The following is a 15,120-nucleotide window of genomic DNA, read 5'->3' on the forward strand; positions in this document are numbered from 1 at the left end:
CTGTTACCTTCGAGAGAGGTCGGCGTTGAACCGGTAGATCCGGAACATCCCGAATCAGGCATCCGCAGGCATCCGAGGGATCCGAAGGGGACCGTCCATGACGCAGGAGCTCAGCACGACCACCCCGCCGCAGCTCGCCCGGCAGACGCGGAACTGGTGGCACGACGCCGTCATCTACCAGGTGTACGTCCGCTCCTTCGCCGACGGCGACGGCGACGGCATCGGTGATCTGCGCGGCGCCCGCGACCGCCTCCCCCATCTCGCCGCGCTCGGCGTGGACGCGGTCTGGCTGACCCCCTTCTACGCGTCCCCGCAGGCCGACGGCGGCTACGACGTCGCCGACTACCGGGCCGTCGACCCCCTCTTCGGCGATCTGTCCGACGCCGACGGCCTGGTCCGCGAAGCCCACCGGCTGGGCATGCGGGTGATCGTCGACATCGTCCCGAACCACACCTCCGACCAGCACGCCTGGTTCCGCGCAGCGCTCGCGGGCGGGCCCGAGCGGGCGTACTACCACTTCCGTCCCGGCAAGGGCACGAACGGGGAGCTGCCGCCCAACGACTGGGAGTCGGTCTTCGGCGGACCGGCCTGGACCCGGGTCCCGGTGCCGGACGGCAATGGGCGCACCTCCCAGCCGGAGGCCGGGGGAGAGTGGTACCTCCACCTCTTCGCGCCCGAGCAGCCGGACCTCAACTGGGACCACCCCGCCGTCCACGAGGAGTTCGCCTCCGTCCTGCGCTTCTGGCTCGATCTCGGGGTCGACGGGTTCCGTGTCGACGTGGCGCACGGCATGGTGAAGGCGGACGGCCTGCCCGACATCGGGCTGCGGGAGCAGGCCAAGATGATCGGCGCGCAGGTGCTCCCCTTCTTCGACCAGGACGGCGTCCACGAGATCCACCGCACCTGGCGCCGGCTGCTGGACAGCTACGACGGCGAGCGCATCGGGGTGGCAGAGGCCTGGGCACCGACGCCGGAGCGGCTCGCCCTGTATGTCCGCCCCGACGAGCTGCACCAGGCCTTCAACTTCCAGTTCCTGCGCTGCCCCTGGGACCCCGACCGGATGCGGGAGGTCATCGACGCCTCACTCGCGGCGACCGCCTCGGTGGGCGCGCCCACCACCTGGGTGCTGTCCAACCACGACGTGGTGCGTCACCCGACCCGCTACGGCGACGGCCCCACCGGTCTGCGTCGGGCGCGTGCGGCGTCGTTGCTGATGCTGGCGTTGCCGGGTTCGGCGTATGTGTATCAGGGTGAGGAGCTGGGTCTGCCGGATGTGACGGATCTGCCGGACGAGGTGCGGCAGGATCCGTCGTTCTTCCGGGCGGAGGGGCAGGACGGTTTCCGGGACGGGTGCCGGGTGCCGATCCCGTGGACGCGGGAGGGTTCCTCGTACGGGTTCGGCAGTGGGGGGAGCTGGCTTCCGCAGCCCGGGGAGTGGTCGGGGCTGAGTGTGGAGGCGCAGACGGGGGTTCCGGGCTCGACGCTGGAGCTGTACCGGGCGGCGCTGGCGGTGCGCCGTGAGCACCCGGGGCTGGGTGCGGGTGACTCGGTGACCTGGCTGGAGGCGCCCGCGGGCGTCCTGGCACTCGCCCGCGAAGGCTTCGTCTGCACCACCAACACCACCGGCACGGCAGTGGAACTGCCCGTGCCGGGAAGCGTGCTGCTGTCCTCGGCGGCACCCGAGTTCACCGGCGGGACGGTCCGCCTTCCCGCCGACTCCAGCACCTGGTGGGCAATCTGACATGCGACCGGTACAGTCCAATCCCATGACCGCACGGCTTGCCGACATCGCAGCCCAGGCGGGGGTCAGCGAGGCCACGGTCAGCCGAGTGCTCAACGGCAAGCCAGGCGTGGCCGCGACCACCCGCGAATCGGTGCTCGCCGCACTCGACGTCCTCGGCTACGAGCGCCCCGTACGACTGCGCCGCCGCAGCGCCGGACTTGTCGGACTCATCACCCCTGAACTGGAAAATCCCATATTTCCGGCTCTGGCTCAGGTCATCGGGCAAGCGCTGACCCGCCAGGGCTACACACCCGTGCTGGCCACCCAGACCCCGGGCGGCTCCACGGAGGACGAACTCACCGAAATGCTCGTGGACCGCGGGGTCTCCGGCATCATCTTCGTCTCGGGCCTGCACGCGGACACCAGCGCCGACATGCAGCGCTACGAGAAGCTGCGCGCCCAGGGCGTGCCGTTCGTCCTCGTCGACGGCTTCTCGCCGCAGGTGCAGGCGCCGTTCATCTCGCCCGACGACCGGGCGGCGATGCGGCTGGCGGTCACCCACCTCCTGTCCCTCGGCCACACCAGGATCGGACTCGCGCTCGGCCCGAAGCGATTCGTCCCTGTTCTGCGGAAAATCGAGGGTTTCGTCAAGGCGGTACGGGAACAGCTCGGCCTGACGGAGCAGGAGATCGAGTCCGAGCTGATCCAGCACTCCCTCTACACGCTGGAGGGCGGACAGGCCGCGGCTTCCGCGCTGATGGACCGCGGCTGCACGGCGGTGGTGTGCGCGAGCGACATGATGGCGCTCGGCGCGATCCGGGCGGCGCGGCAGCGCGGCCTCGAAGTGCCGGACGACATCTCGGTCGTCGGCTTCGACGACTCCCCGCTGATCGCCTTCACCGATCCCCCGCTGACGACCATCCGCAAGCCGGTTCCGGCGATGGGCCAGGCGGCGGTGCGCACACTGCTGGAGGAGATAGGCGGTACACCGGCGCCGCACAGCGAGTTCGTCTTCATGCCCGAGCTGGTGGTGCGCGGTTCAACCGCGGCGGGACCCGGGATCGCACCTAGTCCCTAGGACGTATCGCGTGCGGCCGGAACCCGACCAAGGGATGATCAGGCCAGGGCCGGGTATCTGGCAGACTCTGTCCCTATGGGTGAAGCGACCGTGAAAACTCTGGAAGGCCGGACGGCCACCCCGTCACCCATGGTGACCGAGAACGGCCCGGCTCCGGAGGACGGTCGGCTCCGCAGACTGCGCTCGCCGCGGCGCCCCAGGATCTGGTTCGAGATCCTGCTCATCGCGGTCAGTTACTGGACCTACTCCCTCGTCCGGAACGCGGTGCCGGAGCAGAAGGCGCAGGCCCTGCGCAACGCCGACTGGATCTGGGAGGCCGAGAAGGCGCTCGGCATCGCGGTCGAGCAGACGGTCAACCATGCACTGAACTCGGTGACATGGCTGATCGTGACGATGAACTACTACTACGCGACACTGCACTTCCTGGTGACCATCGGTGTCCTCGTGTGGCTCTACCGCCGGCACCCGGGCCGCTATGCACCGGCCAGGCTGGTTCTCTTCGCGACGACGGGTGTCGCGCTCGTCGGCTACTACCTGTATCCGCTGGCACCTCCGCGCCTGATGAACGGCCAGGACTTCATCGACACCGTCCTGGTGCACCACACCTGGGGATCGATGGCCTCGGGCAATCTGAAGCACATGTCGAACCAGTACGCGGCGATGCCGTCGATGCACATCGGCTGGTCGCTCTGGTGCGGAATGATCATCTTCGCGCTGGCGTCGGCGCCCTGGGCGAGGATCCTCGGCGTGCTGTACCCGACCCTGACCCTCATAGTCATCGTCGCCACGGCCAATCACTTCTGGCTGGACGCGGTCGGCGGACTGCTGTGTCTGGCCTTCGGCTACGGCGTTTCGTGCGTGTGGTACGGGTCCCTTCCCCACCGCCTGCCGCGGCACGTGGCGGTGCCGGCCCCCCTCGCCGCCCGTACCGTCGAGACCGCACCGCCGGAGCTGAACGCGGCACGGCGCTGAGCCGACACCCAGGAGGCGTCAGGGGGCGCACCGCAACGCTCCGTAACCGCGCTGCGGGCGGGCGACGGCCGTCGCCACCCGGACGGCCGCCCGGCTTCACCCGCATGCTGTCCAGGCCGCGCAGCCCCGGCCGCTCCCGGAAACGCTGAGGTACGACACCCCCCTCAGAAACGGGATCAGCATGCACATATCGCACATACTCGCCCCTCGGATCCGCCCCCGTCGCGGGTACGTGATCGCAGCGGCACTCACCGGCGCACTGCTCACCGCCGGCCCCGCGGCCGCCGACGGCCCGACCGGCCCCGCCCGCGACGACGACGACGGCGGCGCGGGCTCCAAGCCCACCGTCGTACTGGTGCACGGCGCGTTCGCCGATGCCTCCAGCTGGAACGGCGTCGTGGAGCGCCTGCAGCAGGACGGCTACACCGTCGTCGCCACCGCCAATCCCCTGCGCGGACTGGCCAACGACTCCGCCTACACGGCGAGCGTCCTCAAGAGCATCAAGGGCCCGATCGTGCTGGTGGGCCACTCCTACGGCGGTGCGGTGATCAGCAGCGCCGCGGCCGGCAACCCTCAGGTGAAGTCGCTGGTCTACATAAACGCGTTCATGCCGGACAAGGGTGAAGTCCTCGGCCGGCTCGCCGCCAGGTTCCCGGGCAGCGAACTCGACAGCGCGCTCAAGCCCACGCCGTTCCAGGGTGCCGACGGCGCCAAGGGCACCGATCTCTACATTCAGCCCACCAGATTCCGCGATGTCATCGCCGCCGACCTGCCCGCGGCAACGACGAAGGTGATGGCAGCGACCCAACGCCCGCTCAATGCCTCCGCGTTCATGGACACGGCCACCGCTGCCGCCTGGCGGTCCATCCCGTCCTGGGCCCTGGTCTCCTCCCGGGACAAGGCGATCGCCCCCGACCTGGAGCGGTTCGAGGCCAAGCGGGCCCGCTCGCACACCGTCGAGGTCGAGTCCTCCCACGTCGCGATGATCTCCCACCCCGACGCCGTCGCGAACCTCATCCGTGCCGCCGCCGCGGATGCGAGGCCCGCCCTGGCCGCCACCGGCTCCAGGACCCTCTCGCTCGCGGTCACCGGCGGGATCGCGGGGATGTCCGTCATCGCGGGCGCGGTGGCCGTCGCGGCCACCCGCAAGCGGCGGAAGACGGCGCGCTGAGGACGGGGCGGAGCTGAGGACGGGGCGGCGCTCCGGCGGCCGTGCGGGCGCCGGAGCACTGCTCGCACCCGCGTGGTCGCCGCCCGGTCTCCCGGGCCGCCGCCGAGACCGGCACCCGCACGGTCCGCAGCTCTACGCCCCGTAGAACAGCTCCTCCACCACCGCCCGTGCCCGCCTCGTCGTGCGCCGGTAGTCGTCGACCATCTCGCCGCTGGACCCGGCGTGGGACAGCCGGCCCGTGTGCCCCGGACCGTACCCCAAGTACCTTCCCACCGCGCTCAGTTCACGGGCGTCCGAAGGGAATGTGTCTCCGGGACGACCGCGGACCAGCATCACGGCGTTGCGCACACGGGTCGCGAGGACCCAGGCCTCGTCGAGGATCTGCGCGTCCTCCGTGGACAGCAGTTCCGCGGCGTGGGCGGCGGCGAGGGCCTCACGGGTCCGGGTGGTGCGCAGACCCGGTTCGGCCCAGCCGTGGCGCATCTGGAGAAGCTGGACCGTCCACTCGACGTCGCTGAGGCCGCCGCGGCCGAGCTTGGTGTGGAGGGTGGGGTCGGCGCCGCGCGGGAGGCGTTCCGACTCCATGCGGGCCTTGAGCCTGCGGATCTCGCGGACCGCGTCCTCGCCGAGGCCCTCGACCGGATAGCGGAGCGGGTTGATCAGCTCGATGAACCGTGCGCCCAGTTCCTCGTCGCCCGCCATCGGTTCGGCGCGCAGCAGCGCCTGGCTCTCCCAGACGAGGGACCAGCGGCGGTAGTACGCGGCGTACGAGGCGAGCGTACGGACCAGGGGGCCGCTCTTGCCCTCCGGACGCAGATCGGCGTCGATGAGCAACGGCGGGTCGGAGCTCGGGAGTTGGAGCAGCCGCCGCAGCTCCGACACGACGGCGTTGGCGGCCCCTGCCGCCTCCTGTTCGTCGACGCCTTCACGCGGCTCGTGGACGAACAGGACGTCCGCGTCGGAGCCGTAGCCCAGTTCGTGCCCGCCGAAGCGGCCCATGCCGATGACCGCGAAGCGGGTGGGGAGCGTGTCACCCCACTGTTCGCGTACGACTGCGCGCAGGGCGCCCGCGATCGTCGCCGCGGTGAGGTCGGTGATCGCGTTGCCGACGCGGTCCACGAGCGCACCGGGATCTTGTTCGGCGGGGCTCTCCTCTGTGCCGTACGAGCCGATCAGGTCGGCCGCCGACGTACGGAACAGCTCACGCCGCCGCACCCCGCGGGCCGCCGTGACCGCTGCCTCCGCGCCGTCGGCGCGGCCGACCGCGGCCAGTACCTCCTGCTCCAGATGGTCCCGGCCGCGCGGCTTCAGCCCCTCCGGGTCACCGAGGATCGCGACCGCCTCCGGGGCACGCAGCAGCAGATCGGGGGCCAGCCTGCCCGCGGACAGCACACGCGCGAGGTTCTCCGCGGCCGCGCCCTCGTCACGCAGCAGCCGCAGGTACCAGGGCGTCTTGCCGAGCGCGTCGGAGACCTTGCGGAAACCGAGCAGTCCCGCGTCCGGATCGGCCGAGTCGGCGAACCAGCCCAGCAGCACCGGCAGCAGCGTCCGCTGGATCGCCGCCTTGCGGGTCACACCCGACGACAGGGCCTCCAGGTGGCGCAGCGCCGCGGCCGGATCCGCGTAGCCGAGCGCCTTGAGGCGCTGCCCTGCCGCCTTCGTACTGAGCCGGGTCTCGCCGGGAGCGAGCTGGGCGACCGCATCCAGCAGCGGCCGGTAGAAGAGCTTCTCGTGCAGCCGTCGCACGACGGTCGCGTGCCGCCGCCATTCCTTGTCGAGCTCGGCGACCGGGTCGGTGCGCAGCCCCAGCGAGCGCCCGAGGCGGCGCCGGTCCTCCTCGCCCTCGGGGACGAGATGCGTACGGCGCAGCCGGAACAGCTGGATCCGGTGCTCCATCGCGCGCAGAAAGCGGTACGCCTCGTCCAGCTGTGCCGCGTCCTTGCGGCCCACGTACCCGCCCGCCGCCAGCGAGTCGAGCGCGTCGAGCGTGGTTCCGCTGCGCAGCGTCGCGTCGCTGCGGCCGTGCACCAACTGCAGCAGCTGTACGGCGAACTCGACGTCCCGCAGCCCTCCTGGCCCGAGCTTCAGCTCGCGGTCTATCTGTGCGACCGGAATGTTGTCGACGACCCGGCGGCGCATGTTCTGCACGTCGCTGACGAAGTTCTCGCGCTCGACGGCCTGCCATACGAGCGGGGTGACCGCCTCGAGGTAGTCGGCGCCCAGCTCGGGATCACCGGCCACCGGCCGTGCCTTGAGGAGCGCCTGGAACTCCCAGGTCTTCGCCCACCGCTGGTAGTAGGCGAGATGGCTGGAGAGCGTCCGCACCAGGGGCCCGTTGCGGCCTTCCGGCCGGAGATTGGCGTCCACGGGCCAGATCGCGCCCTCGACCGTGGTCTCCGAGCAGATCCGCATCAGGTGCGAGGCGAGCCTGGTCGCCGCCTTCAGCGCCTTCGACTCGTCCGCCGCCTCTGCGGGCTCACCGACGAAGATCACGTCGACGTCGGAGACATAGTTGAGCTCATGGCCGCCGCACTTGCCCATCGCGATCACCGCGAGCCGGCAGACGGCGGCGTCCTCCGGCGCGGCGGTGCGGGCGATCGCGAGGGCGGCCCGCAGAGTCGCCGTCGCCAGGTCGGCGAGCTCGGCCGCGGTCTGTGCGACATCCGTGGTGCCGCACACGTCACGGGCCGCGATCGACAGCAGGCAGCGGCGGTACGCGACGCGCAGCGACACCGGATCGGTGGCCTCTGCGAGCCCCCGCTCGAACTCCTCCACACCGGGGTGCAGATCGGCGGCCTCGTACGTCACGAGCGCATGCCAGTCGCGCGGGTGGCGCGCCAGATGGTCCCCCAGCGCCTCAGAGGCACCGAGCACCCCGAGCAGCCGGTCCCGCAGCGGTTTCGCGGAGATCAGGGTGTCGAGGAGAACCCGCCGCTCCGCCGGCTCCTGCGCCTCGACGAGACGGACGAGCCCACGCAGCGCCAGGTCGGGATCGGCGGTGGCGCCCAGCGCGTCGAGGAGCACCGAGTCGGCGCGTACGGGCGCCATCTCCGGCAGGTCGAGGAACCGCTCGGCGACAGCGGGGTGGGTGAAGCCGTGCCGCAGCAAACGGGTGAACGTACTGCTTCTGCGTCCCGGCACCGTCATCCCGCCGCCTCCGATCAAGGTCCGGATCCGAGCCTAGGCCCTGATGGGCCCGATCGGCCCGGCAGGGGCGGTCTCCGGTGCCGGATTCCGATGAGTGCGGTCGCCGAGCGGAGTCAGTACTCCGAAGGGACCATTAAAAGAGCCGAGAGGATGGACGCCATGCCCGCACAGACACACGCGCAGGCACAGGATCCGGCGGCGCAGCCGCTGCCCGAGCCGGTGACGGACCTCGACGAGCGCTACAGCTCCCCCTCCGCCACCGCGACACCCTGGTCAGAAGCCGCGGCGGTCCTGGAGAAGGCCGAGATCTTCTGGCTGTCGACCGTACGGCCCGACGGCCGCCCCCACGTCACCCCGCTGATCGCCGTCTGGCTTGACGGGGCGCTGTACTTCGCCACGGGCGAGCGGGAACGCAAGGCACTGAACATCGCCACCAACCCGCATGTGGTCCTCACGACCGGTTCCAGCCTGTTCGGCACGGGCCACGACCTGGTCGTCGAGGGCGAGGCGGTGCGGATCACCGACGAGAAGCGGCTGCGCCGGCTGGCGGAGGCGTGGGAGGCCAAGTACGGCTCCGAATGGCACTTCGACGTACAGGACGAGGCGTTCCGGTCCGACGGGCACGGCCGGGCCCTGGTTTTCGAAGTGGCCCCCGCTACGGCTTTCGGGTTCGGCAGGGGCGAGGCCTTCAGCCAGACCCGCTGGCGCTTCACCGGACGGGAATGACCATCGCAGACACCGCCACCGAAGACAGGGAAACCTGGGAAACCTGGAAGTCCTCCCTCTTCTTCCGGTCTTCCAGGATCCTGAGGGCAACGGCCGGGTGGTCCGGGGAGCCTCCGCACCGCTCGCCGAACGCCGACCGCAGCCGACGCGGGCCGGCGAGGACACGGCACGGGAGGTCCCGCCCATGGAGTTCACGCTCGAAGTCGTCGTCGTCCCGGTCACCGACGTGGACCGGGCCAAGGAGTTCTACCGCGACAAGGTGGGCTTCACGGTCGACCACGACACCCGCATCGACGAGCGCTTCCGCATCGTCCAGCTGACCCCGCCCGGCTCCGGGTGCTCCGTCGTGATCGGCGAGGGCATCCCGCTCCCCGGCGGGAGGAAGCTCGAGCCCGGTTCGTACCAGGGTCTCCAACTCGTCGTCGGTGACATCAGGGCAGCCCATGCCGAACTCGTCGCCCGCGGCCTGGACGTCACCGAACCGGAAGCGGTCGCCCCGGGCGACGGCGGTACGTTCATGCACTTCAGCGATCCCGACGGCAACGGCTGGTCCGTCCAGGAATGGACCGTGCGCGCCGACCGGCCCCTGCACGAGTTCCTGTCCGAGCAGGCACGAGCGCGCGCGGACGACGGCGGCGGGGACTAGCCGCCCCGCCCGGACCTCCGCAGGACATCGGGGCAGCGTCATGGAATGGACCCTCGAGGTGATCGTCGTCCCGGTCAGCGACATCGACCGGGCCCGGACCTTCTACGCCGACCGGTGCGGCTTCACCGTCGACCACGACACCCGCATCGACGGCGGCGTCCGCATCATCCAGCTCACCCCGCCCGGCTCACCCTGCTCGATCGTCATCGGCTCGGGCCTGACTCCCGCCCCCGGGCAGACGACGATGACGCCCGGCGCGATCCAGGGCCTCCAGCTCTGCGTCCCGGACATCGAAGCCGCCCACGACGAGTTGCTGGAGCGAGGCGTCGGGGTCAGCGCGGTCCAGCATGTGGGGCCGTCCGGCTGGGAGCCGGGCAAGGGCGAGCCGTGGAACTCGTTCGTCTTCTTCACCGACCCCGACGGCAACGGGTGGGTCGTCCAGGAGTCCCCCGCGCCGCTGGCGGAGCGCGGTCCGCCGGCAGAGTGAGCGCACACGACCGGCTCGCGGTCCGGTCGGGGCGAGCCGGTCGTGTGCCGGCCGGTCGGGGCACGAGCCGGTCGGGGCGAGCCGGTCGGGGCGAGCCAGTCGGGGCGCGAGCCGGTCGCGGTCTTCGGGGAGGTGCGACCGCGAGCCGCTCGTCGTGCGATCACTGCATGGAGACGATCTGCGTCCGCAGCTCCGCGATGCGCGGGGTGATCAGGCTGCGCTCGATGGCCCGCGCCTGCGCGCGGCTCGCCTCACGCACCGACCCCCTGACCGCCCGCCACGGCCTCGCGCTGGTCAGCACGCGGTAGCCGTCGAGGTAGGGGCTGTCCTTGGCGTGGCAGTGGCCCATGATGCGCACGCCCCTGCCCAACGGGTGGGGGCCCGGGTCCGCGACCGTGTGGCGGTGCCACTCCACGCACCACCGGCACCACACGCGGACACGGCCCTCCTCGTCAAGGAATCCCTGGACGGTGGGCACCTCATGCATGATCGTTTCTCCTTCGATCGGGGTGGTTCGCGCGACCGCCGGGGAGCGAGGGGCTCTCCCCGGCGGCCACCGCGGTCATTCCGTGCTGTCGGACCGGGCCCCGGCGGGGCGGTGGCCGGTTTCCGCACCCGGCTCCGTACCGGGATCTGCGGGGGGTTCCGTACCCGGCTCCGTACCGGGATCTGCGGGGGGTTCCGCACCCGGCTCCGCACCGGGATCTGCGGGAGGTTCCGCACCCGGCTCCGCACCGGGCTCCGTACCGGGCTCCGTACCGGGGCCACGGACCCCGCCCGGGCCGGAACTGCGCCTGCTCAGCAGGTAGCAGGTGATGCTGACCGCGCTCAGCCCGAGCGCCGCCGTCAGAGGCTCCCCGGGCGCCTCGCCGTCGAGGAAGGTCACCGCCACGGCCGCGGTCGCCAGCACGGCGCTCACGCTTCTGGGCCCCCGCTCGGCCCCTCCCGCCGATGCCTTGGACTTGGCGACCTGACCGCCTGCCATGGCGAGGACGGCGCAGAGGCCGTACGCCCAGGACATGGTCGTCGGATCGGCCGCGCCCGCCAGGTCCAGCAGCGCCCGGGCCAGGGTGGCCAGGCCGAAGAAGAAGACGCCGCTGTGGGCACCCGGCTGCGGCAGACGCAGCGGACGACGCGTCAGCACGCCCTCGATGTCGATGACGGGGACGGCGAAGGACCGGCCGCCGAGGAGTCGCCGGGCCCCTTCCGACCACAGGGTGATCGCACCCATCACCGCTATCACCGCCACGCTCCACGGCGTGAGGGCGTCCGTCCCGTCGGCCGCGGTGGCCGCGGCACCGAGGATGATGCTGAGCACCCTCGGCAGGGGTTCCCAGCTCCCGCCGCTCGTCGCCGACTTGACCGCGCGGCCGGCGAGGATCGCGAGGATCAGGCAGCCGAGGTAGCTGCCGGTCGCGACCGCTCCCCCCGCGTGGTGAGGGCCGGGGAGCGCATGGGCGAGATTGAGGAGATTGCCGAACAGGACCGCGCTCAGCATGCTCGGGCGCGGCAGGTTCATGTACACGGAGCCGTCGGGCGCCACCGCGAAACCGCGAACGCGTAGTGCCCAGAGGTTGTCCGCTCTATCGTGAAGCTGAGGTTGCACATCGTCTCCTGGTAGGGGCTGGTGCTGTCTCGGGGGCTCGCGGCCCTGGCCGGCCGCGAGCCCCAGTCAACTCCTCGAATACCTTGGCCAAAGCACCACGGAGGACGAACTTCCGGGACGGGCGAAAGCAGGTTTTTCGTTTCTGCGAAGCCCCAGGAATGTACGAAAGGTGTTCTTGCGCGCCGTTGTTCTTCTACGGTTGAGCGGGTGACCAGGCCAGAACAGAGCGTGAGGGACGGTCAGCCCACCCCGTGGGACTACCTCGTCTTCCTCGCCCGGATGAACACGACGACACACAGACAAGCCGTCGACCACCTGTACGAGACCTACGGGGAGACCTACGTCGAGCAGAGCGTCGGCAATGTGCTGAAGAAGATACGGAAGTGGTACGGGAACAAACCGCTCTTCCAGACCGGCAGCGAGCGCCCGACACTGACGGAGACCGGCCGGCTGTGCCATCAGCATGCCGAGCGTGTGAAGTCCCTGTACGAGCACATCCGGGAGGAGCGCGACAACGCGAAACCGCTCCTGCCGCGCCTCGCCCATCTGCCGCACCATCTGCACTACGTCGCCCGTCTGGAGAGCTGGCTGCGCAACAAGTACGGGCCGGAGAAGATGCTCGAGACGATCCCGTTGCGCCAACAGCACCGCGGCGACAACGAGTTCAAGCAGCACGCGCTGCTGCCACTGCGGCACGGTGAATACCAGGCGGTCATCGGCCGCCGCGCACCGGAGGACATGGACGGGCTCAGGTCGGAGCGCCTGTACTGGGCCCAGTTGCAGGCCAAGGTGAAGGCCGGATACGCGGGCGACACCATGCAGCTCACCGAGTTGTCGAAGTACCCGCTCATGGTCGCCCCCAGGGATCTGGGCTCCCGGCTGCTGCTGGAACAGAAGGTCGAGCAGTACGGCATCGGGCCACTGATCATCGCCGAGGAGTCGTACGAGACGTCGACACACATCCTCCGCATGCGCGCCGACCATCAGGCGGGCGTCCTCAACGACCGCGTCGTGGTGGTTCCGTCGGACGTCGCCCTCGTCTTCAAGACGGACTACGAGTTCGGCGGCACGGGGGCGGAGCACTTCAAGTGGGTGCCGATCATGCACAACGCCGAGCAGCTGCAACTGGAGGTCTGCGTCACCACGCTGAACCAGCGCTCGGAGCTCCTCACCGAGGCCGTCACCCAGCTCCAGTACATCTGCCGCAAGCTTCCCGGCCTGGAAGGTGAGCAGCGGGGCCGCGGCCGGGGACCCGCGCGGCGACCGGTGCCCGGACCGCGACAGGACTCCCGGCGTCCGGCGGGCAACTGACACGCCTGCGGGCCGGCTGCCGGTGAGCGACCGGCCCGCAGAGCCCTTGCCGGGGCCCACTGTCCCACGGGTCGCAGAAGGCACGGGCGCACGTACGCGGCTCCGCCCGGTCGGTCGGACTCGGGTGGCCGGGCGTCACAGCGCGTACCCGTGCCGCCACCGCCGGGCTCTGCCCGTGCGTGCCGACTTCGGGACCTGCCCCGGGTGTGGGTGGGAGACGACGGCCGGGAGACGGCCCAGACCCGGCACAACCACTCCGGGCCGACGGTCGGTGACCGTCGGCCCGGAGTGCGATACGGGCGCGTTACCCGCGCTGACCTGCGCCTACAGCACCGGCAGGTTCTTGCGGAGCTCGAAGGCCGTGACCTCGGAGCGGTACTCCTCCCACTCCTGCTTCTTGTTGCGCAGGAAGAAGTCGAAGACGTGCTCGCCCAGCGTCTCTGCGACCAGCTCGCTGCGCTCCATCAGCGTGATCGCCTCGCCCAGGTTCTGCGGCAGCGGCTCGATGCCCATGGCACGCCGCTCGGCGTCCGACAGCGCCCAGACGTCGTCGTCGGCGCCGGCGGGAAGCTCGTAGCCCTCCTCGATGCCCTTGAGGCCCGCGGCGAGGAGCACCGCGTAGGTCAGGTACGGGTTGGCGCCGGAGTCGATGGAGCGGACCTCGACGCGGGCGGAGCCCGTCTTGCCCGGCTTGTACATCGGGACCCGGATCAGGGCCGAGCGGTTGTTGTGGCCCCAGCAGATGTAGGAGGGAGCCTCGCCGCCCGAGCCCGCGGTGCGGGCCGAGCCGCCCCAGATGCGCTTGTAGGAGTTGACCCACTGGTTGGTGACGGCGGAGATCTCGGCGGCGTGCTTCAGCAGGCCGGCGATGAAGGAACGCCCCACCTTGGAGAGCTGGTACTCGGCGCCGGACTCGTAGAACGCGTTCCGGTCGCCTTCGAAGAGGGACAGATGCGTGTGCATGCCGGAGCCGGGGTGCTCGGAGAAGGGCTTCGGCATGAAGGTGGCCTGGACCCCCTGCTCCAGCGCGACCTGCTTCATGACCAGGCGGAAGGTCATGATGTTGTCGGCGGTCGACAGCGCGTCCGCGTACCGCAGGTCGATCTCCTGCTGGCCGGGCGCGCCCTCGTGGTGGCTGAACTCCACCGAGATGCCCATGGATTCGAGCATCGTGATGGCCTGGCGGCGGAAGTCCATGCCGACGTTCTGCGGCGTGTGGTCGAAGTAGCCGGAGTTGTCGGCGGGTGTGGGGCGGGTGCCGTCCAGCGGCTTGTTCTTCAGCAGGAAGAACTCGATCTCGGGGTGGGTGTAGAAGGTGAAGCCCAGGTCCGAGGTCTTGGCAAGGATGCGCTTGAGCACGAAGCGCGGGTCCGCGAAGGACGGCGAGCCGTCGGGCATCAGGATGTCGCAGAACATCCGGGCGGTGCCTGGTGCCTCGGCGCGCCAGGGCAGGATCTGGAAGGTGCCCGGGTCCGGCTTGGCGATCATGTCGGACTCGTAGACCCGCGCGAAGCCCTCGATCGCGGACCCGTCGAAGCCGATGCCCTCGTCGAATGCCTGCTCGAGCTCGGCAGGAGCCACCGCGACCGACTTGAGGAAGCCGAGCACATCGGTGAACCACAGGCGTACGAACCGGATGTCGCGCTCTTCGAGGGTACGGAGCACGAATTCCTGCTGCTTGTCCATGAGCCACATCCTTGCAGTTCAGACGGCCTGTGCACCACCGCCGGGGCGTAGCGGAAGAGCTTCAGTATCACGATCCGGGGTTTCGCCCACATTACGCACCCTGTATGACGTGCGGCACGCCGCCGCCATTACCATCTGCGCTCATGGGGGGCCCGCGGCGCAGCCGCATCGCGCGCATCGCGCGTCCCGTGGCACTGGGGAGTGCCGTGGCGACGCTCCTCGCCGCGCTCTTCATCTGTCCGGGCGGCCTGGCAGCCGCCGGTCCGGGCAGCGGCACGGTCCACGCCGGCGGCTCGCACGGCATCACGACCGCCCCCCGCGCCGCCGTCGGCACGAGCGAGTTCATCTGTCCGTACGACCGCGGTGACTGCGGGCTCCTCCCGCATCTCACCCAGGCCGTGCTCACCGCTCCGCCCCAGGACGGGCCGGTGTCCGGCGCGCAGCCGTCACCCGGCGCCGCCACCGGGCACCGCACCGGCCAGGTGCCCCGCACAGGAGCGCTCGCCCGCGCCCCGGATCTCCACGTCCTTCAGGTGCTGCGGACGTAGGTCGTGTCCTCCGCACCCG

At 70.7% G+C, this 15,120-nt stretch carries 13 protein-coding genes; 9 read left to right on the forward strand and 4 right to left on the reverse strand.

Features of this window, described 5'->3' with window-relative positions:
• Positions 1–97: 97 nt before the first annotated feature.
• The 4 genes from ACFU5O_RS00795 to ACFU5O_RS00810 all read left to right on the forward strand — a co-directional run bounded on the left by ACFU5O_RS00795 (position 98) and on the right by ACFU5O_RS00810 (position 4,944).
• The gene (locus tag ACFU5O_RS00795; RefSeq protein ID WP_384234700.1) at positions 98–1,741 is read left to right on the forward strand and encodes a glycoside hydrolase family 13 protein; all 1,644 of its coding nucleotides are present in this window, start codon (positions 98–100) and stop codon (positions 1,739–1,741) included.
• A 25-nt stretch (positions 1,742–1,766) separates the two neighbouring features.
• On the forward strand, positions 1,767–2,801 hold the full coding sequence (locus tag ACFU5O_RS00800; protein ID WP_384234701.1) for a LacI family DNA-binding transcriptional regulator: 1,035 nt from the start codon (positions 1,767–1,769) through the stop codon (positions 2,799–2,801).
• 75 nt (positions 2,802–2,876) lie between these two features.
• On the forward strand, positions 2,877–3,773 hold the full coding sequence (locus tag ACFU5O_RS00805; RefSeq protein ID WP_384234704.1) for a phosphatase PAP2 family protein: 897 nt from the start codon (positions 2,877–2,879) through the stop codon (positions 3,771–3,773).
• Between the two features lie 181 nt (positions 3,774–3,954).
• Entirely contained in the window at positions 3,955–4,944 is a 990-nt protein-coding gene (locus tag ACFU5O_RS00810) for an alpha/beta fold hydrolase (protein WP_384234705.1), read from the forward strand.
• Between the two features lie 132 nt (positions 4,945–5,076).
• On the opposite strand, the gene ACFU5O_RS00815 is transcribed toward ACFU5O_RS00810, so the two are convergent.
• Positions 5,077–8,091, reverse strand: coding sequence for a bifunctional [glutamine synthetase] adenylyltransferase/[glutamine synthetase]-adenylyl-L-tyrosine phosphorylase (locus ACFU5O_RS00815; RefSeq protein ID WP_384234707.1), 3,015 nt, complete (start codon positions 8,089–8,091; stop codon positions 5,077–5,079).
• Between the two features lie 159 nt (positions 8,092–8,250).
• On the opposite strand from ACFU5O_RS00815, the gene ACFU5O_RS00820 reads away from it, so the two are divergent.
• From ACFU5O_RS00820 to ACFU5O_RS00830, 3 genes are all read left to right on the forward strand, one after another.
• The gene (locus tag ACFU5O_RS00820) at positions 8,251–8,817 is read left to right on the forward strand and encodes a pyridoxamine 5'-phosphate oxidase family protein (RefSeq protein WP_384234709.1); all 567 of its coding nucleotides are present in this window, start codon (positions 8,251–8,253) and stop codon (positions 8,815–8,817) included.
• Between the two features lie 184 nt (positions 8,818–9,001).
• Entirely contained in the window at positions 9,002–9,463 is a 462-nt protein-coding gene (locus tag ACFU5O_RS00825) for a VOC family protein (protein WP_384234710.1), read from the forward strand.
• A 40-nt stretch (positions 9,464–9,503) separates the two neighbouring features.
• Positions 9,504–9,950 (forward strand): VOC family protein, encoded by a 447-nt coding sequence (locus ACFU5O_RS00830; RefSeq protein WP_384234712.1) that lies wholly within the window; start codon positions 9,504–9,506, stop codon positions 9,948–9,950.
• 160 nt (positions 9,951–10,110) lie between these two features.
• Here the strand turns inward: ACFU5O_RS00830 and ACFU5O_RS00835 are convergent, their stop codons facing one another.
• Together ACFU5O_RS00835 and ACFU5O_RS00840 are read right to left on the reverse strand one after the other, a co-directional pair.
• Positions 10,111–10,437 (reverse strand): hypothetical protein, encoded by a 327-nt coding sequence (locus ACFU5O_RS00835; protein ID WP_384234715.1) that lies wholly within the window; start codon positions 10,435–10,437, stop codon positions 10,111–10,113.
• Between the two features lie 75 nt (positions 10,438–10,512).
• Complete coding sequence (locus tag ACFU5O_RS00840; protein ID WP_384234717.1) at positions 10,513–11,556, reverse strand: hypothetical protein; 1,044 nt, start codon at positions 11,554–11,556, stop codon at positions 10,513–10,515.
• A gap of 207 nt (positions 11,557–11,763) precedes the next feature.
• Here ACFU5O_RS00840 and ACFU5O_RS00845 point away from each other — a divergent pair, with 207 nt between their 5' ends.
• Positions 11,764–12,867, forward strand: a complete 1,104-nt coding sequence (locus ACFU5O_RS00845) for a hypothetical protein (protein WP_384234719.1) — start codon at positions 11,764–11,766, stop codon at positions 12,865–12,867.
• Between the two features lie 324 nt (positions 12,868–13,191).
• Here the strand turns inward: ACFU5O_RS00845 and glnA are convergent, their stop codons facing one another.
• Entirely contained in the window at positions 13,192–14,553 is a 1,362-nt protein-coding gene (gene glnA / locus ACFU5O_RS00850; protein ID WP_384234722.1) for a type I glutamate--ammonia ligase, read from the reverse strand.
• A 143-nt stretch (positions 14,554–14,696) separates the two neighbouring features.
• Between glnA and ACFU5O_RS00855 the strand changes: the two genes are divergently transcribed.
• A complete protein-coding gene (locus ACFU5O_RS00855) occupies positions 14,697–15,101 on the forward strand; it encodes a hypothetical protein (protein ID WP_384234724.1) in 405 nt (134 codons plus the stop codon).
• The last annotated feature ends 19 nt before the right edge of the window (positions 15,102–15,120 follow it).

The organism is Streptomyces sp. NPDC057445 (assembly GCF_042802855.1).
Taxonomy (GTDB): Bacteria; Actinomycetota; Actinomycetes; order Streptomycetales; family Streptomycetaceae; genus Streptomyces.